At 71.5% G+C, this 18359-nt stretch carries 12 protein-coding genes and 2 tRNA genes; 1 reads left to right on the plus strand and 13 read right to left on the minus strand.

Translation table 11 applies throughout. From position 1 onward, the window contains the following. The first annotated feature begins 49 nt into the window (after positions 1-49). A complete protein-coding gene (locus L942_RS21135) occupies positions 50-4606 on the plus strand; it encodes a cation-translocating P-type ATPase (protein WP_235079284.1) in 4557 nt (1518 codons plus the stop codon). Between the two features lie 174 nt (positions 4607-4780). Here the strand turns inward: L942_RS21135 and L942_RS45485 are convergent, their stop codons facing one another. From L942_RS45485 to L942_RS21195, 13 genes are all read right to left on the minus strand, one after another. Continuing rightward, positions 4781-5110, minus strand: a complete 330-nt coding sequence (locus L942_RS45485) for a hypothetical protein (protein WP_235079286.1) — start codon at positions 5108-5110, stop codon at positions 4781-4783. Next, positions 5085-7061 (minus strand): hypothetical protein, encoded by a 1977-nt coding sequence (locus L942_RS21140; protein WP_235079289.1) that lies wholly within the window; start codon positions 7059-7061, stop codon positions 5085-5087. The genes L942_RS45485 and L942_RS21140 overlap by 26 nt, the downstream gene beginning before the upstream one ends. Positions 7062-7083: 22 nt before the next feature. Beyond that, positions 7084-7155 (minus strand) — tRNA-OTHER (locus tag L942_RS21145). A gap of 6 nt (positions 7156-7161) precedes the next feature. Continuing rightward, a tRNA-Pro gene (locus tag L942_RS21150) sits at positions 7162-7236 on the minus strand. 229 nt (positions 7237-7465) lie between these two features. Beyond that, entirely contained in the window at positions 7466-8269 is an 804-nt protein-coding gene (locus L942_RS21155) for an ACT domain-containing protein (protein WP_037363070.1), read from the minus strand. Between the two features lie 240 nt (positions 8270-8509). Further along, positions 8510-9751: a multiple monosaccharide ABC transporter permease gene (mmsB, locus tag L942_RS21160; RefSeq protein WP_037363071.1), complete on the minus strand. Its 1242-nt coding sequence runs from the start codon at positions 9749-9751 to the stop codon at positions 8510-8512. After that, positions 9748-11268, minus strand: a complete 1521-nt coding sequence (gene mmsA, locus L942_RS21165; protein ID WP_037363074.1) for a multiple monosaccharide ABC transporter ATP-binding protein — start codon at positions 11266-11268, stop codon at positions 9748-9750. Before mmsA ends, mmsB begins: the two co-directional genes overlap by 4 nt. Next, positions 11265-12371 carry a multiple monosaccharide ABC transporter substrate-binding protein gene (gene chvE / locus L942_RS21170; protein ID WP_037363081.1) on the minus strand — a complete coding sequence of 369 codons (1107 nt, stop codon included), beginning with the start codon at positions 12369-12371 and terminating at the stop codon, positions 11265-11267. The genes mmsA and chvE overlap by 4 nt, the downstream gene beginning before the upstream one ends. A 17-nt stretch (positions 12372-12388) precedes the next feature. Continuing rightward, a complete protein-coding gene (gene araA, locus L942_RS21175) occupies positions 12389-13894 on the minus strand; it encodes an L-arabinose isomerase (RefSeq protein WP_037363084.1) in 1506 nt (501 codons plus the stop codon). A gap of 26 nt (positions 13895-13920) precedes the next feature. Continuing rightward, entirely contained in the window at positions 13921-14598 is a 678-nt protein-coding gene (locus L942_RS21180) for an L-ribulose-5-phosphate 4-epimerase (RefSeq protein ID WP_037363090.1), read from the minus strand. After that, entirely contained in the window at positions 14598-16268 is a 1671-nt protein-coding gene (gene araB, locus L942_RS21185; protein ID WP_037363091.1) for a ribulokinase, read from the minus strand. Before araB ends, L942_RS21180 begins: the two co-directional genes overlap by 1 nt. A gap of 113 nt (positions 16269-16381) precedes the next feature. Continuing rightward, on the minus strand, positions 16382-17398 hold the full coding sequence (locus L942_RS21190) for a LacI family DNA-binding transcriptional regulator (RefSeq protein ID WP_037363093.1): 1017 nt from the start codon (positions 17396-17398) through the stop codon (positions 16382-16384). Between the two features lie 127 nt (positions 17399-17525). Beyond that, positions 17526-18320 carry an IclR family transcriptional regulator gene (locus tag L942_RS21195; protein WP_037363095.1) on the minus strand — a complete coding sequence of 265 codons (795 nt, stop codon included), beginning with the start codon at positions 18318-18320 and terminating at the stop codon, positions 17526-17528. Between the last annotated feature and the right edge of the window lie 39 nt (positions 18321-18359).

The following is an 18359-nucleotide window of genomic DNA, read 5'->3' on the forward strand; positions in this document are numbered from 1 at the left end:
GCAAGCGAGGAAGCGCGAAAGAACCACTTTCCGTTTTCGGAACGGCTGAATGGCTCCGATTGCGCTGGTGGAGAATGACGAGGAAATGACCGGAACTCTTCCATCCTTGATGTCGCGCGCGCTCCGCATTCCGGCGGCCGGATTGAGCGCGGCGTTGTCCGTGCCGGAACGGGTCGTCCGCGGGGCCGGTCAGGCCGCGGGCGTGGCTGCGGAAGCGGTCAATCTCGGCACCGACGCCGTGGTGACCGGGGCGGGCACCGGCGTCCGCGCCACGACGTACGCCGCGCGCGTGTTGCGCGAAGCCGTGACCAGCGGGGCAGAGGGCACCGGCGCGGTGTGGCGGCACGGGCGGAAGCTCCACGTCGGCCTGCGTCCGGCAGCGGACGCCGACGCGAGCCGGTTCGGGCGGGTGGCGCGCAAACTGGTTCGCGAGGCGATGGCGCATCCTGACGTTCTCGCCGCTTACTGGGATGCCGGGCTGTCGCGGATGGTTCTGACAATGGCGGAAGGCGCGGCCAGCGATCGGTTGGTGGCAGCCATGAGCGCCCGGGCGCGAAAGCACGGGCTTTCGGTCGGCACTCCGGACGAAACTGTCCATCCCGGCGATCTCCGCGCCGTCCGGACGCAGGCCGCCGCGCTGGCGGTCAGCGGTGCCGGGCTGGCGATGGCGGCGGCCACGACGCCGTTGCGGCTGCGCCGTCCGCCGCAAGTGCTGGCTGCCGCGCTCACGGCGGTGCGGGAACATCCGCTCGCGCAGGAGTTCTTGCGGGCCCGGCTCGGCAGGCCGGGCGCGGAATTGGCGGTCGCCACGGCGAATGCCGCGCTGCACGGCGTCGGGAAGTCTCCGGTCGACCTCGCGCTCGAAGTGCTGTTGCGGACTGGGCAACTGGCCGACGCGGTGGCGCAGGTGGTCGCGTTCGAACGGTCCTGCGACCAGCTGTGCGTGCCCGACCGCGACTGCCCGGCGGCCCGGCCCGAGCGCCGCGCGGCCCCGCCGGATCCCGTTGCCGACTACGCCAAAACCGCGTTGACCGGCGGGATGATCGGCGCGGCGGGCACCGTGCTGTTCAAACGCGACCTCCGCCAGGCCAGTTCGGCGATCCTCGCCAGTTCTCCCAAGCCCGCTCGCTACGGCTGGACTGCCTACGCCTCCGGGGCCGGGCTCGCCCTCGCGCGCGAGGGGATGCTGGTCCGGAACGAGGACCGGCTCCGGCTGCTGCAGGCGGTCGACACGCTGGTGGTCCACGGCAACGCGTTGTGCGGCGATGAGCGCACGGTGCTGGAAGCGAATCCCACCGACCCCGAGTGGGCGGAAGGCAGGCTGTGGCAAGCGGCGCTCCAGGTGCTGAACGACGAGGACAGCCCCGTGCGGCTGCGGCCGACGCCCGACGATTCCGCGGCCGAGACCGGGTTGATGATCGCCTCGGCCGATGGCGCGGACGTGGGGACAGTGCTCGTCGGGCGGGTTCCCGATCCGCTGGCGGAGAGCGTGCTGGACGCGGCCGGGCAAGCCGGTCTGCGGATTGTCGTTGTCGAGGGCGGCACTCCGGGCGGGGAAGCCGCACTGGCCGACGAGGTGGTCACCGATCAGCCGATGGCCGACGTCATCACCGGGTGCCAGAAGGACGGCCAGGTCGTGCTGACGTTGGCGCGGGTCCCGCAGGCCGCGGACGCGTCCGCCCGCGAAGAAGTGCTGGACGGCTTGCTGCGCGGCGATCTCACGGTCGCGGTGGCGCACGGCTGTGACGCCGCGGTGTGGGCGGCCGACCTGCTCTCGATCAGCGGGTTGGCGGGAGTGTGGCGCTTGATGCGCGCCGTCCGCGGTGCCCGCGCTGCGGGCGAACGGGCCACGACCTGTGCCGAGGCCGCTGCGGCTCTGGCCGGTCTGGTGGTCGCCACGGACGGGCAGCGCCAGTGGCGGCGGCTGCTGTCGCCGCTGGCCCGGCTCACCCCGGTCAACCTCGCCGCCGGCGTCGCGCTGGGCGCCGGCTGGCAGGCCGCCGTGGCCATGGCCGCGGAACCGGCTCCGGCACCGCGGCCGCGCGTGGCCTGGCACGCGCTGCCGTTGGAGGAAGTGCTGCGCAGGCTCGCCTCGGATCCGCGGCGCCGCCGGACGCGTCGTGCTGGCCTGCCCGAACGCGCCCGGCACCTGGCCGCGGAGGCCGCCGACCTGCCCGGAACCGCGCCGGTCGCGACCGGGCTTCGGCTGGCCGGTGCGATGCGGGGCGAGTTGAGCGACCCGCTGACCCCGGTCCTCGCCGTCGGAGCCGCCGCGTCGGCGATTCTCGGGTCCACCGTCGACGCGCTGCTCGTGCTGGCCGCGATGGGGGCCAACGCGCTCGTCGGCGGTGTACAGGGGCTGCGGGCGGAGCAGGCTCTGGCGGGCTTGGCGGCGAGCCAGACCCAGCAGGCCCGCCGGCTGGCTTCGGAGGCGGCGCAGCCGGAAGTGGTGGACGCCGCCGAACTGCGGCCCGGCGACCTGGTGGAGCTCCGGGCCGGCGACGTCGTGCCCGCTGACGCGCGGCTGGTGCGGCTGCACGATCTGGAGGTCGACGAGTCCGTGCTGACCGGGGAATCCCTGCCGGTGCCGAAACAAACGGCGGCGACGCCGGCTTCGGACCTAGCGGACCGCCGGTGCATGGTTTTCGAAGGAACCACCGTGGTCGCCGGATCGGCCCGGGCGATGGTCGCGGACACCGGCGACCGCACCGAGGCCGGGCGCGCGGTGGCGCTGGCGTCCCGCACCGCACCGGCCGCCGGGGTCCAGGCGAGACTGCGGCAACTGACCAGCAAGGCCCTGCCGCTGACCTTGGCCGGCGGAGTCGCCGTCGCCGGTCTGTCGTTGCTGCGCGGGCGCACGGTGCGCGAAGCGGTCAGCGGGGGCGTCGCGGTCGCGGTCGCCGCGGTGCCGGAAGGACTTCCGCTGGTCGCCACGGTCGCGCAGATGGCCGCCGCGCGCCGGCTCAGCCGCCGGGGCGTGCTGGTTCGCTCCGCGCGCACGCTGGAGGCACTGGGCCGGATCGACACCGTGTGCTTCGACAAGACCGGCACGCTGACGACTAACGAACTGCGGGTCATCAAGGTCGCCACGGCCGATGGCGAGGTGCTTCCGCTGGAACAGGCGGTGCGCTCGGCCGCGGCCACCGAAGTGCTGTGGACCGGAGCGCGAGCTTGTCCGTCCGAAAAGGACAGTTTGCGGAAGAAGCACGCGCACGCGACCGACGCGGCGGTGCTCGCGGCCGCGCCGCCCGGCCAGGAGTGGCAGCAGGTCGCCGGGTTGCCGTTCGAGGCCAGCCGCGGCTACGCGGCCGCGGCCGGACGGGAGGGGGAAACCGGCTGGCTGGAGGTCAAGGGAGCGCTGGAGGTCGTGCTCCCGTGCTGCCCGGACGCCCCGGCGGACGTCCTCGCGCGGGCGGAATCGCTGGCGGGCGACGGACTCCGCGTCCTGGCGGTGGCTCGCCGCCCGGTGCGTCCGGACGGATTGGCCGAGGCCGTCGACGAACCGTTGGCGGAGCTGGAATTCGTCGGCTTGCTCGCGCTGGCGGACAGCCCTCGTCCCAGTGCGGCGCCGATGGTGGCCGGGCTTCGCGCGGCGGGCGTGAACCCGGTCGTGCTGACCGGCGACCATCCGCGCACCGCCTTGGCCGTCGCCGTCGAATTGGGCTGGCCGGAGGACACCGCGGTGGTGACCGGGCAGGAACTGGCCGCTCTGGACCGGGCCGGCCGGGCGGACCTGCTCCGCGAGGCCGGGGTAGTGGCGCGAGTGGCTCCGGAGCAGAAGCTGCAGGTGGTCGAAGCCCTGCGCGCCGCGGGCCGGGTCGTGGCGATGGTCGGCGACGGCGCGAACGACGCCGCGGCGATCCGGGCCTCCGACGCCGGAATCGCCCTGGCCGCGCGCGGGTCGGCGGCCGCCCGCAACGCGGCGGACATCGTGCTGACCGACGGCGACCTGCGGGTGCTAGCCGACACGGTCGACGAAGGCCGGGCGCTGTGGCGCAGCGTCGCGGACGCCATCAGCATCCTGATCGGCGGCAATGCCGGCGAGGTGGGCTTCACCGTGCTGGGCACCCTGCTGTCCGGGGCTTCGCCGTTGTCCACCCGGCAGCTGCTGCTGGTCAACCTGCTGACCGACATGTTCCCGGCGATGGCCATCGCGGTCACTCCCAGCATCGACCCGGACGACGCGCGGGACGGAACCGCCGTGGGCACCGGCACGCTCGGCGCGCCGCTCACCCGGCAGATCCGCGACCGGGGCATCGTGACCGGCTTGGGCGCGACCACCGCGTGGCTGGCCGGCGCCTTCACGCCCGGCACCGCACGACGCACCAGCACGATGTCGTTGTGCGGCCTGGTGGGAGCGCAGCTGGTGCAGACGCTGACCGGTCGCGCGCACAGTCCGCTCGTCCTGGCCACGAGCCTCGGCTCGGCGGCGGTGTTGTTCGCGGTGGTGCAGACCCCGGGGGTGAGCCAGTTCTTCGGGTGCGTCCCGCTGGGTCCGGTGGCGTGGGCGGGAGTCGGCGGCGGCATTGCGGTGGCGAAGCTGGCGCCGTCGATGCTGCCGGCGATGGAGGCGGCCGTGTCGCGGGTTGCGGCGAAGCTGCCTTGAGGCGCGGGTCTGTCCAGAGTGGACGGACGGGTCAGCCTCCCCACGTGTTCGCTCGAGGACCATGGCACAGGTCGAGCGGGACGACCGCCAGGTCTCCGTCGGCCGTGGACCGGCTCCAGCGAGCGCACGTGCGCAGCAACTAGCCAGACAGGACAGCTGGGCCGCGTCGCCAGCTTACCGGCGCGCTTTCCTGGGCTCCGGCAAGCACCAGTGCGTGCCGGTGGTCCAGCCCAGAAACCGCCGTCCCGCTCCGCCGTCCACGCGGCCCTCCGCGGTGAACCGGCCGCCCTCGACGACGTAGGCCAAACCGGCCACGGCCGGAGCGAATCGCTCGGCGAGGCCTGCCCGTGCCACTTGCTCGGCGAGCTGACGCACGGTCTCGCGCTGAGTGCCGAGATCGCAGAAACTCAAGAAGAACACCGCCTGCCGCCACGCGTAGGCCGCGTTCTTGACCGCCTGCAGGGCCGCGTGGCGCTGGTCAGTGCGGATCGCCAGCCGGGTCACTGCCCACGCCAACGACTCCGCGGCCAGCGCGGGCGCCGAGGCCCGGAGCCGGTTCCCCAGACCGAGCGTGTGCACCAGGACGGCCAGGTTCTGCGTCGTGAGGATCTGGCTCTGCTCCAGGACTGTTCCGTTTCTCGGCGACCGAGTGGCCCGTCCACGTCGGCTGGGCTTCGGCGGCTCGGGCCGTGCACACCTCGGCGAAGTCGTCGGCGGTGCGCTTGGCGAGCGCGCGGAACCGGCGCGGCGGGGGTGCCTGCGTCCAGGACTGCGGCAGGTCGTAGTAGCGCGCGTAGAGCGTGCCCGCCATGGTGCGGCTCGTGATTTCCGCCGCCGCGCGCCATTTCGCGGTGAAGGTGCCCATGAAGATGTCGGCGGCGACCTCCTCTACCAGCGGCATCGGCAAGCCGGCCTGCTTCGCGAGCGCACCCAGTTCGCGCACCAGCGTGTTCGGCAGGATCGCCTGCGGGAACGCAGTGAGCGCCAGCAGCACCGTCTGGGACAGCGTCTGGCGGGCCGCCCGCGCGGTGTCCGGACGGCGCACCCGCAACGGGTCGATCGCGCGGACCCAGGGCAGTTCCTCGATCCGGACCTGCTGCTCCAGGTCGAGCAGCAGCAGGCTGCGGCGACGGCGGAAGGCCGCGTAGGTCTGCGCGTACAGCGTGGCGAGCTGCTCGTTTTCGAAATTCGCCGCAAGCAGTTGCGCGGTGATCTGCGGCAGGACCGTCGCGAGCACGTCAGCCGAGGTGATCACGTTCCGCGCGACCAGTTCCTCGATCGGCGCTTCCAGCGCGCGGGCGACCTTCGCGACCAGGTGCGCGGGCGCGTTCTCGGCGACCGGCTCGAGCGACGGCAGTCCGCCGTCGGCGGGGAAGCGGTCCAGCCGCTCGGCGAGCGCGGCCGCGAGTTCGGCGTGGGTGGGCTGCGCGGCGACCGCGGCCTGCGTCGCGCGCAGCGCCGCCCGCGGTTCTGAGCCTGGCTCGCCGTGCTTGGTGATCGTGTTGGCCAGGGCACGGCGGATCCAGCCGACGTCGCGGCCGGTCAGTTGCGCGCTGTCGTGCTCGCACGCCAGCAACGCGCGACGCAGCCGGGCGAAGTTGCTCTTCGGGTGGGTGTGTGCGGTCGACGCGGTGTGCTGGGCGCTCGCGCTCGCGTAATCCGCGAGCCACTCGGCGCGGCGCTGTGCCCAGTCGGCCGGCCAAGTACGGCACGGCCAGCCGCCGGCGACGCCGGTTTCGGCCAGCCGCGGCAGTTCGCCCTCGACGGTGTCGCACCACAGCGCGACCAGCCGGTCGAACAGCGGGTGCCACACCTGCAGGGTCTCCAGCATCGCCGCGATGTGCGGCCGGGTGCGCGCCGACCGCAGCGATTCCCGGACTTCGCCGACTGTGCTCAGCCGCACCTGCGCGCCCGCCGGCCGCGGTGCCGCTCCGGGCAGCGGAGCCAGCCGCAGCCGATGCATCAGCGGGCGAAGCTCGGCGACCAGGTCGAGCGCGGCTTCGGCGTGCCCATGGTCCAGCAGCCACGCCACGACCGGAAGCGCGGCGTCCTCCGGAACCTCGATCCGGTAGGACTCGGTGGCCAACATGGCGCGCAGCGCGGCGAGCCCGGCGTCGGTGAGATACCAGAGGTTGAGCCGTTCGCGGCCGGTCGTGCCGGGCCCGTCGGCGCACAGAGCCGCCTCGGCGGGGGAAAGCGGGGCCTCCGCGAGGAAACGGCCGGTGGCGAACCCGCCGTGGACGACTTCGAGAGTCACCCACTCCGGAGTGCCCGCGACCGGAACCCGCGAGCCGATCCGCAGGGAACCGCCGGCCATGCCGGTCAGGACGTCCTGCCACCGGCTCGCCTTCGCCTCGGCACGCCGGCGCGTCGCCCTGTCCTCCGCGGACAGGGCGACGCGCACCGCCCGCTTGAGCTGTTCGCAGGCGTACCCTGCCGACGCGCTGTGTCCCATGTGGATTCCCCCTGGTGCCAAGACTTGGAGGCAGGACTCGAACCTGCGCCATCCCGGAGAAAGCCGGGTGTTCTGCCTGCTGAACTACTCCAAGACGGGATGGACATGGAGGCGGGATTCGAACCCGCGCCCTCCCGGTCCCGAGCCGGGCGATCTGCCGCTGATCTACTCCATGGTGTTCCCCTCGCCGGAGAGCCTAGGCCGCGGCGGGACCGCACCGCCACCGATTTCCGGCGGCCGTGGGGCGTTGCCGGAACCGATGCTTCATCGCGGACTGGCTCCGCAGCACGGATTCTGCCGTCACCTCGGTGCCGAACGTGTCTCGGCGATCGAGCACGAGGTTCCGCAACCAGGCTTCGGCCCGCGTCCGCGCGGTTTCGCCGGACGAAAGACAACCGCCGCTCTCACCGTTCGCCGGAATCCCCCGGGACGGAGCAAGCAGACGGTGCCGCGGCGGCGAGGTGCACCCGAAGCAGGGCCTTGGCCCGAGCGAACTCGGCGAGCGTGAACGGCAGCAGCGGGCGGCGGATTTCGAGGAATTCGCCGGGACGGCCGTGCAGCAGCATGACGGTTCCGGTCACGCGCTCGTCCCGCGGGCGGCCGCCGGTTTTCCGCTGGACGGTGCAGGATTGGCCGAGCAACGCGCCGAGGAGCTGGGCCACGTCGGACGCGGTGCCGGCGGCTTGGGCGGCGAGGGCGAGCATCCGGGTCGGGAGGTCGACGAGGTCGTGCGCGTCCGCCCGGACGACCCAGACGTTTTCGCCGCCGCCGGAGCGGGCCGCTTCGGCGATTTCCGCGCCGGTGGTGCCTTCCGGGGCGCGGAGGAGGAACTCGTCCACGGCGCCGTCGGGCGCGGTGAGCACTTGCATGGACGCGATGTCGTAGCGGTGTGCGGCCAGGGTGGCGGTGAGAGCGGCCAGACTGCCGGGCACGTCGCGCACGGTCGCGCGGAGGCGCCATTCGATCGCGGCCCCTTGGCCGGGCGGACCGCTGCGCGGTGTCCGGTGGCTCCAGTGGTGCCGCAGCGTGGCGGCCACGACGAAAAGCCCGCCCAGCGCGAACAGCAGCACGGGGCCGACGCGGTTGTTCGAGAGGGTGCTGACGAACAGATCGGCGATCCCGGTGGCGAAGAACAACGCCGCCAGCTCGACCAGTTCCCGGTTGACCGAACGCTTCCGGCTCGCGCTCCGCTTCTCGGATGCAGTCATGCGCTCCAGCGTCGCGGTGCTCGTTTACCGCGGGCGTCGCGTCCTGTCACGATTCAGTTAATCCAGTCCGGACAACGGCGTCCGCCCGAGCGCGGGCCGCCGGAGATCGCGGGGCTCGGGGTGCGTCCGAGGAAAGCGCGCAACCGTTTGCGGACTCTGAACACCCCGTTGGGCGACCAGCCGCACGGTTCGACGGCTGGCCGGACGGCGGCCGGTGGGACGGCGCCCACCGGCCGCGAGTCAGCGGGCGGCGGCCCCGGCGCGGCGCTTGGTCCAGATGTCGTAGGCGACCGCGGCGAGCAGCACCGCGCCCTTGACGAGCATGACCCGTTCGCTCGGCGCGCCGATGAGCGACATGCCGTTGTTGATCACCGCCATGATCAGGCCGCCGGTGATGGCCCCGACGACCTTGCCGACCCCGCCTTGGACCGCGGCGCCGCCGATGAACGCCGCGGCGATGGCGTCGAGTTCGAAGTTGACGCCCGCGGTGGGACCGGCCTGGTTGAGGCGTCCGGCGAAGATGATCCCGGCCAGCGCGGCCAGCACCCCCATGTTGACGAACACCCAGAACGTCACCGATTTGACCTTGACCCCGGACAGCGTCGCGGCCTGCAGGTTGCCGCCGATGGCGTAGATGTGGCGGCCGAACACGGATTTCCCGGCGACGAGGGAGTAGCCGAGCACGAGCACGGCGAGCAGGACGAGGACCCAGGGCAGGTTGCGGAAGCGGGCCAGCTGCACGACGACGGCGAGCACGAGGGCGGCGGCGACCGCGATCTTGAGCACGAACAGCGGGAACGGGTCGACTTCCTGGCCGTAGCCGAGCCGGGCGGCGCGTTTGCGCCATTGCGTCAGCACGATCCCGGCGACCACGACGACTCCGGCGAGGAGGCTGACGAGGTCGGCGCCGCCGAGCGGGCCGAGGCCGACGTTTCCGAGGTAGCCGCCGGTGAAGCCGTTGGACAGGGTGCGGATGGCGTCCGGGAACGGGCCGATGCCCTGGTTGCCGAGCACGGTCAGGGTGAGCGCGCGGAAGGCCAGCATCCCGGCCAGGGTCACGATGAACGCGGGGATGCCGAAGCAGGCGACCCAGTATCCCTGCCACGCGCCGATCACCGCGCCGACGACGAGGGTGAGCACGACCGCCAGCGGCCAGGGCAGCCCGAGATTGACGGTGAGGACCGCGGTGACCGCGCCGGTCATCGCCACCACCGAGCCCGCGGACAGGTCGATGTGCCCGGAGATGATCACCAAGATCATCCCGACGGCGAGGATCAGCACGTAGGAGTTCTGCACGATGATGTTCGAGATGTTCTGCGGTTCGAGCAGCGCGCCGCCGGTGATCGCCTCGAACAGGACCACGATCAGCGCGAACGCGACGTAGATGCCGCTTTGCCGGAGGTTGATCGAGATCCGCCGGGGGCTGCGCCCGGCGGGCGGGGCGGCCGGATCGGCCGGCCGCACGGGGTTCGTGGTGGTCATGTCCGTTCCTTCGTCATGTGTCGCATGAGGACTTCCTGGGTGGCGTCGGCCCGGGCGACCTCGCCGGTGATCCGGCCGGCTGAAAGGGTGTAGATGCGGTCGCAGAGGCCGAGCAGTTCGGGGAGTTCGGAGGAGATGACGAGCACCGCTTTGCCTTGCGCGGCCATCTCGTTGACGATGGTGTAGATCTCGTATTTCGCGCCGACGTCGATGCCGCGCGTGGGCTCGTCGAGGATGAGCACGTCCGGGTCGGTGTAAATCCACTTGGCCAGCACGACTTTCTGCTGGTTCCCGCCGGACAGCTTGCCGGTGACGCTGCGCACCGACGGCGCCTTGATCCGGAGCTCGCGGTGGAAGCGCACCGCGACCTCGTGCTCGGTGTGCTCGTTCACCCAGCCGCGGCGGGCCATCCGGGGCAGCCCGGCCGCGGACGTGTTGCGCTGGATGTCGTCGATCAGGTTGAGCCCGTACAGCTTCCGGTCTTCGGTGGCGTAGGCGAGGCCGTGGCGGATGGCGTCGCGCACGGACCGCAGCGTGATCTCCTTGGCGTCCTTGACGAGCCGGCCGGAGATGTTCGTCCCGTACGAGCGGCCGAAGACGCTCATCGCGAGTTCGGTGCGGCCCGCGCCCATCAGCCCGGCGAGCCCGACGATCTCGCCGCGGCGCAACGTCAGGTTCGCCCCGTCCACCACGACCCGGCCGGGCTGGTTCGGGCTGTGCACGGTCCAGTCCTCGATCCGGAGCACCTCGTCGCCGATGTCCGGCTCCCGCGGCGGGAAACGGTGTTCGAGGTCGCGCCCGACCATGCCGGTGATGATGCGTTCTTCGCTCAGCCCGGCCGCGCTGAGCGTTTCGATCGTCTTGCCGTCGCGCAGGATCGTGACCGTGTCGGCGATCGCGGTCACCTCGCCGAGCTTGTGCGAGATGATCACACACGTCACGCCGTCGTCCCGCAGTTCGCGCAGCAGCGCGAGCAGATGCGCCGAGTCGTCGTCGTTGAGCGCGGCGGTCGGCTCGTCGAGGATGAGCAGTCTGACGCGCTTGGACAGCGCCTTGGCGATTTCGACCAGTTGCTGTTTTCCCACGCCGAGTTCGCTGACCGGCGTGACGGCGTTCTCGCGCAGCCCGACCCGGCGTAGCAGGTCGGCGGCCTCGTGGTTGGTCCGGTTCCAGTCGACCCAGCCGCGGCGGGCCCGTTCGTTGCCGAGGAAGATGTTCTCGGCGACCGAAAGCTGCGGGCACAGCGCGAGTTCCTGGTGGATGATCACGATGCCGCGGCGTTCGCTGTCGCGGATGGACCCGAACGCGCAGGCTTCGCCGTCGAAGGTGATTTCGCCGTCGTAGCTGCCGTGCGGATAGACCCCGGACAGGATCTTCATCAGGGTGGATTTCCCGGCGCCGTTCTCGCCGCACACGGCGTGGATCTCCCCGCGCCGCACCGAGAGCGTGACGTCGGACAGCGCGGTGACGCCGGGAAAGGTCTTGGTGATCCCGCGCATGCCGAGCAGTTCGGTCATTTCAGCTGGCCCGCCGTGTAGTAGCCGGAGTCGAGCAGTTCCTTCTGGTAGTTGGACTTGTCCACCACGACCGGCTGCAGCAATTGCGCCGGGACGACCTTCGTGCCGTTGTTGTAGTCGGTGGTGTTGTTCACCGCGGGCTTCTGTCCTTTGAGGACGGCGTCGGCCATTTTCACCGTGACGTCGGCGAGTTTGCGGGTGTCCTTGAACACGGTGGAGTACTGCTCGCCGGCGATGATCGACTTCACCGAAGCGACTTCGGCGTCCTGTCCGGTGACCACCGGGTAGGGCTGTCCGGCGGTGCCGTAGCCGTTGCTCTTGAGCGCCGACAGGATGCCGATCGACAGGCCGTCGTAGGGGGAGAGCACGCCCTGCACCTTCGCGCCGCCGGTGTAGGTCTTGGTGAGCAGGTCTTCCATCCGCCGCTGCGCGGTGGCCGGGTCCCAGCGCAGGATCGCGGTCGGCGCGAAGTCGACCTGGCCGCTCTTCACCACCAGTTTCTTGCTGGCGATCAGCGGCTTGAGCACCGACATGGCGCCGTTGTAGAAGAAGGTCGCGTTGTTGTCGTCCGGAGATCCGCCGAACAGTTCGATGTTGAACGGACCGGGACCGTCGCCGAGGCCCTTGAGCAGCGAGTTCGCCTGTTCCACGCCGACCTTGAAGTTGTCGAACGTCGCGTAGTAGTCGACCGCGGGCGAGTTGCGGATGAGCCGGTCGTAGGCGATCACCGGGACCTTCCGGTCGGCGGCCTCCTGCAGCTGGGTGGTGAGCGCGGTGCCGTCGATCGAGGCGACGATCAGCAGTTTCGCGCCCTTGGTCAGCTGGTTCTCGATCTGGTTGACCTGGGTGGGGATGTCGTTCTCGGCGTACTGCAGGTCGACCTGGTAGCCGAGCTTCTCCAGCGCGGCCTTGATGTTGTCGCCGTCGTGGATCCAGCGCTCGGACGATTTGGTCGGCATCGTCACGCCGACCAGCGCGCCGGCGGACCCGCCCGCCTGCTGGTCGACGGTCTTCGCGCTCGACCCGCACGCCGCCAGGCCGAACCCGAGCACGGCGACTCCGGCCGCCGCGGCGGCGGCGCGGATTCCTCGAATGAACCTCATTGTTCGTTCTCCTTCTCTCAGAAACCCTGGGCGAGCCGGTGGTAGGCCTGGTTCCAGCGGATGCGGTCGGCGAATTCCGCGGTGGTGGTGGTTCCGTCGATGACGAGCAGTTCGACGTCGAGCATGCGGGCGAAGTCCCGCAGGGTCTCGGTGCCGACTGCCTGGGTGAGCACGGTGTGGTGCGGCCCGCCGGCGGTGATCCACGCTTCCGCGGACGTGGTGAGCGACGGCGCGGGCTTCCACACGGCGCGGGCCACCGGGAGGTTGGGCAGCGGTTCGTCGGGCGGGACGACTTCGATCTCGTTGGCCACCAGGCGGAACCGGTCGCCGAGGTCGGTCAGGCCGAGCACCGCGCCCGGGCCGGGGGCGGCGTTGAACACCAGCCGCACCGGGTCCTCGCGGCCGCCGATGCCGAGCGGGTGGATCTCGCACGACGGCCGGTCCGCGGCGATGCTGGGGCACACCTCGAGCATGTGCGCGCCGAGGATTTTCGGTTCGCCGGGCCCGAAATGGTAGGTGTAGTCCTCCATGAAGGACGTTCCGCGGTCCGAGCCGCGGCCCATCGCTTTCACCGCGGCCAGCAGCGCGGACGTCTTCCAGTCGCCCTCGCCGCCGAAGCCGTGGCCGTCGGCCATCAGCCGCTGCACCGCCAGGCCCGGCAGCTGCCGCAGGCCGCCGAGGTCCTCGAAGTTCGTGGTGAACGCGCCGAATCCGCCTTCGCCGAGGAAAGACCGCAAGCCGAGTTCGATCCGCGCCGCGTACCGCAGCGATTCGTGCCGTTCGCCGCCGCGCGCCAGTTCCGGTGCGAGGGCGTACTCGTCGGCGTACTGCGCGACCAGGCGGTCGACGTCCGGAGCGGAGGCCGCGTCGACTCGCTCGGCGAGTTCGGTGACGCCGTATGTGTTCACCGAAACGCCGAACCGCAGCTCGGCCTCGACCTTGTCGCCTTCGGTGACCGCGACGTCGCGCATGTTGTCGCCGAACCGGGCCAGCTTCAAGGTCCGCAGGTGGGCCGCCCCGATCGCCGCCCGCGCCCACGCGTCGATCCGGGCGACGACCGCCGGATCGGCCGCGTGCCCGGCGACGGTTTTGCGCGGAATCCCGAGCCGGGTCTGCACGAACCCGAACTCGCGGTCGCCGTGCGCGGCCTGGTTGAGGTTCATGTAGTCCATGTCGAGGCTGGCCCACGGCAGCGTCGCGTCGAGCTGGGTGTGCAAGTGCAGCAACGGTTTGCGCAGCGCGTCCAGGCCGCTGATCCACATCTTCGCCGGGCTGAACGTGTGCATCCACGCGATGACCCCGACGCACGCGGGGTCGGCGTTCGCCTCCCGCAGCACCTGCCGGATCCCGGACGACTCGGTCAGCACCGGCTTGCCGGCGAGCTCGCACGGCAGTCCGCCGGAATCGGCCAGCAGCTGCCGGATCCGCAGCGACTGCCCGGCGACCTGCTCGAGGGTTTCCTCGCCGTAGAGCGCCTGGCTGCCGGTGAGGAACCACACCTGCGGCTTGGTCGCGGAGATCATCTTTTCTCCTTGCTGGGTCAGGGGTTTCAGCGTTGCCCGTAAACGTTCTGGTACCGCGCGTGCAGCCGGTCGACGTCGGAGCGCGACAGCGGGACGGGCGTGCCGAGCTGGTGTGCGATGTGGACGGTGCGGGCCACGTCCTCGACCATCACCGCGGCCTTCACCGCGTCCCGCGCGGTCGCGCCGACGGTGAACGGGCCGTGGTTGCGCATCAGGACCGCTGGGGAGCGGGTCGCGCGGAGGGTTTCCACGATGCCGCGGCCGATCGAATCGTCGCCGATCAAGGCGAACGGGCCGACCGGGATCTCGCCGCCGAACTCGTCGGCGATCATGGTGAGCACGCACGGGATCGGCTCGCCGCGGGCGGCCCAGGCCGTGGCGTAGGTCGAATGCGTGTGCACGACCCCGCCGACGTCGGGCAGGTGCCGGTAGACGTAGGCGTGCGCGGCGGTGTCCGACGACGGCGCGAGGTCGCCGTGCACGAGGTTGCCGTGCAGGTCGGTGACGACCATCGTGTCGGCGTTCAGGTCGTCGTAGGACACTCCGGACGGCTTGATCACCATCAGGTCCTCGCCGGGCACCCGCGCCGACACGTTGCCCGCGGTCCAGACGACCAGTTCGTTGCGCGTCAGCTCGCTGTGCAGCCGCGCGACGGATTCCCTCAGCTCCGCGATCGTCCCGCGCGCCTGGGCGGTCAGCGTCATCAGTTCTGTCCTTTCGCGACAGTGGCCAGTTCGCGACGGCGCGCGGCGAGACGGTGCAGCACGTCATTGCCGCCGCGGCCGAAATAGTCGTGCAGCGCGGTGTATTCCGCGTACAGCTCGTCGTAGGCCGACACATTCGCCAGCACCGGTCGGTACGCCATCCGCTGGACCGAACCCATCGCCGCCGCGGCCGCGCGCACGTCGGGATAGGCACCGGCGGCGACCGCGGCGTGGATCGCCGAGCCGAGCGCGGGCCCTTGCGCCGAGCCGATCACCGAGAGCGGGAGGCCGGTGACGTCGGCGTAGATCCGCATCAGCAACGGGTTTTTCGTCAGCCCGCCCGCGACGATCAGCTCGGTCACCGGTACCCCGGCGGACTCGAAGGTCTCGATGATCTTGCGGGTGCCGAACGCGGTGGCCTCCAGCAACGCCCGGTAGACGTGCTCGGGCCGGGTGCTCAGGGTCTGCCCGACCAGGACGCCGGACAGCTCGTGGTCGACCAGGACCGACCGGTTGCCGCTGTGCCAGTCGAGCGCGACCAAGCCGTGCTCGCCGATGTCCTGCCCGGCCGCGAGCCGGGTCAGATAGGCGTGGAGCCCTTCTGCCCGCGCGGAGTCCGAATAGGACGCCGGGACGCAGTGGTCGACGAACCAGCCGAAGATGTCGCCCACTCCGCTCTGGCCCGCTTCGTAGCCCCAGAGCCCGGGGACGATGCCGCCCTCGACGACCCCGCACATGCCGGGGACCTCGCGCAGCTCGGCGCCGTTCATCACGTGACAGGTCGACGTGCCCATGATCGCGACCATCTGGCCCGGCTCGACCGCCTGTGCGGCCGGTGCGGTGACGTGCGCGTCGACGTTGCCGACCGCGACCGCGATCCCGGCGGGCAGCCCGGTCCAGCCCGCCGCTTCCGCGCCGAGTTTCCCGGCGAGCGAGCCCAGCTGCCCGATCGGGTGGTCGAGTTTTTCGTCCACAAAGGACTCGAAACCGGGGTGGAGCTCGCGGAGGAAGTCCCGGTCCGGGTAGCGGCCGTCCTGGTAGATCCCCTTGTACCCGGCTGTGCAGGCGTTGCGGACGTAGGTCCCGGTGAGCTGCCAGACGATCCAGTCCGCCGCCTCGACCCAGTGCCGCATGGCCCGGTACACCTCGGGGGCTTCCTCGAACAACTGCAGCGCCTTGGCGAACTCCCATTCGGACGAGATCAGCCCGCCGTACCGCGGCAGCCAGGGTTCGGCGCGCTCGCGGGCCGCCGCGTTGATGCGGTCGGCCTGCGGTTGCGCGGCGTGGTGGCGCCACAGCTTCACGTACGCGTGCGGGTTGCCGACGAACTCCGGCAGTTCGCACAGCGGCGTCCCGTCCGCGGTCGTGGGGACCATCGTGCACGCGGTGAAATCCGTGCCGATCCCGATCACGTCCTCCGGATTCGCTCCGGCGTCGGCCAGTGCCGCGGGCACCGCGGTGCGCAAGACGTCCACGTAGTCCGACGGGACTTGCAACGCCCAGCCCGGCGGCAGCTCCTCGGCGGTGGCGGGGAGCCGGTCGTCGACGACCCCGTGCCGGTATTCGGTCACGGCGGTCCCCAGTTCGGCGCCGTCGCGCACCCGGACCACCACCGCGCGCCCGGACAGCGTGCCGAAGTCGATGCCGACGACGAGGGAGTCTGCTGGCACTGGAGGGATTTCCTTCCGGATTCCGCGTCGCGCGACCGGTCGGCCGGGCGACTGTTAGCGCTAACATTCGAGGGATGGCGGGGGTGGGCGGAGTGCGGTCGAGCGGTCCCGTTTTACCGGGGCCCGGTGCTGTCCCGGACGATCAGATCGGGGGCGACGAGGTGGCGGACGCCGGGGTCGCCGCCTTCCATGCGTTCGACGAGCAAGCGGAACGTCCGCCGCCCGACCTCGATGAAGTCCTGCCGGACCGTGGTGAGCGGCGGGCTGAAGTACGCCGCCTCCGGCACGTCGTCGAACCCGGCCACGCGCACGTCCCCGGGCACCGAGAGGCCGGCTTCGGCGAACGCGCGCAGCACGCCCAGCGCCATCTGGTCGTTGGCGACGAACACCGCGTCCGGCTTGTCTTCGGCGGCCAGCCGCCGGCCCGCGTCGTAGCCGGAACGAGGACTCCAGTCCCCGCGCAGCGGCGTCGGCACCCGCGCGCCGCGCCGTTCGAGCGCTTCCCGCCAGCCGCGTTCGCGCTCCAGCGATTCCAGCCAGTCCTCCGGACCGGCGACGTGCCACACGGTTTCGTGCCCGAGCGACAGCAGATGCTCGGTCACCCGGCGGGCCCCGTCGTACTGGTCGACCGAGAGCACCGGCACCGGCGCCGATTCGCCGCCGCCGACCGCGACCGTCGGGATGTCGCCGGGCACCTGCCGCAACGCCTCGCCGGCCGCGACGTGCGGCGCGATCACCACTATCCCGCCGACCGCCTGCCGCCGCAGATTCTCCACCGCGTCGGCGAAAGTCGACCGCCGCGGCCTGCTGACACTGGAAATCGTGACGCCGTAGCCCTCCTCGCGGGCGGCGTGCTCGATGCCGTACAGCGTGCTCGCCGGACCGTACAAATTGGACTCCAGCGCGACCACGCCGAGAATGCTCGACCGCCCGGTCGCCAGCGTCCGGGCCGCGGAGTTGGGCCGGTACCCCAGCTGCTCCACCGCGGCGAGCACCCGGGCCCGGGTCTCCGCGCGCACCGGCCCGGTGTCGTTGACGACCCGGGAGACCGTCATGTGCGAAACGCCCGCCATCGCCGCCACTTCGGCGAGCCCGGGCTGGCGTTTGGCTGACGCACCGTCGGCGGGCATCCCGCACCTCCTCGCTGAAGCTCGCGGCGTGAGCATGGCAATGTTAGCGATAACAGACCGCTGGTCAAGGCCCAGTTCGAAGCCGATCTTCGCCGAACCCGCCGGATCTGGCCGCCGGCACCGGGTTTCAGCGCCGGGGGACCGGCCGGGAAAGCCGCAGTTCGATCAGGTCCGCGCCGCGGCGCAGCAGGTCCACCCACTGCTCCGGGTCGTGTTCGAAGCGGGCGGCGGACCATCCGACGGACAGGCTCCCGTACGGTTCCCCGCGCAGGAACACCGGCACCGCGAGGGTCGCCACGCCGGTGTCGTACTCGCCGGTCGTGAACGCCCAGCCGCGCGCGGCGACCTCCGCCAATTGCTCCCGCAGGACACCGAGATCGGTCACCGTGTCCGGCGTGAACCGGGCCATCGGGCGGTCGGCGAAGAGCCGGTCGCGCTCTTCTTCGGACAGGAACGCGAAGTACGCCTTGCTGGTCGCGCCCGCGTGCGCCGGATACAGCTCGCCGACCAGGGAGTAGCCGCGCAGTCGTCCGTCCGCGCCTTCGGCGGCCAGCACGCATCGGGTGTGCGCGCCGTCGGGCAGGGACAGCAGGGCGGCGTGCCCGGTCTGCGCCGCGAGGTCGGACAGCACCGGGGCCACCAGCAGGTCCAGCGCGCCGGCCCGGTCCCACATCCGGCCGAGGTGCAGGGCGGCCGGGCCGATCCGGTACTTGCGGGTGCTGTCGTCCCGGACGAGGAAACCGCGGTGGGCCAGTACCGCCAGGAGCCGCTGGGCGATCGACGTGTGCAGCCCGAACTCGCGGGCCACCGCGGTGACTCCCCATTCCGGGCGGGCGCGGTCGAACGCGAGCAGGACCTGCAGCGCGCGGTCTGCGGTCTGCGGCAGGCCGGGCGGGGTGGAGCGGTCGTCGGGGTCCGGCATCCAGCCATTGTGCGAATAACGGGAAATGTTTGTAAAGCC

This window comes from Amycolatopsis orientalis DSM 43388 (genome assembly GCF_000411975.1).
In the GTDB taxonomy this organism is placed as follows: Bacteria; Actinomycetota; Actinomycetes; order Mycobacteriales; family Pseudonocardiaceae; genus Amycolatopsis; species Amycolatopsis orientalis_D.

Excerpts from the sequence above, each read along its gene's own strand:
- L942_RS21195 (WP_037363095.1), bottom strand. The coding sequence starts at position 18,320 with ATGCCGGACCCCGACGACCGCTCCACCCCGCCCGGCCTGCCGCAGACC.
- mmsB (WP_037363071.1), bottom strand. The coding sequence starts at position 9,751 with ATGACCACCACGAACCCCGTGCGGCCGGCCGATCCGGCCGCCCCGCCC.
- L942_RS21140 (WP_235079289.1), bottom strand. The coding sequence starts at position 7,061 with ATGGGACACAGCGCGTCGGCAGGGTACGCCTGCGAACAGCTCAAGCGG.
- araA (WP_037363084.1), bottom strand. The coding sequence starts at position 13,894 with ATGATCTCCGCGACCAAGCCGCAGGTGTGGTTCCTCACCGGCAGCCAG.
- chvE (WP_037363081.1), bottom strand. The coding sequence starts at position 12,371 with ATGAGGTTCATTCGAGGAATCCGCGCCGCCGCCGCGGCGGCCGGAGTC.
- L942_RS21135 (WP_235079284.1), top strand. The coding sequence starts at position 50 with ATGGCTCCGATTGCGCTGGTGGAGAATGACGAGGAAATGACCGGAACT.
- L942_RS21180 (WP_037363090.1), bottom strand. The coding sequence starts at position 14,598 with ATGACGCTGACCGCCCAGGCGCGCGGGACGATCGCGGAGCTGAGGGAA.
- L942_RS21155 (WP_037363070.1), bottom strand. The coding sequence starts at position 8,269 with ATGACTGCATCCGAGAAGCGGAGCGCGAGCCGGAAGCGTTCGGTCAAC.
- L942_RS21190 (WP_037363093.1), bottom strand. The coding sequence starts at position 17,398 with ATGCCCGCCGACGGTGCGTCAGCCAAACGCCAGCCCGGGCTCGCCGAA.
- mmsA (WP_037363074.1), bottom strand. The coding sequence starts at position 11,268 with ATGACCGAACTGCTCGGCATGCGCGGGATCACCAAGACCTTTCCCGGC.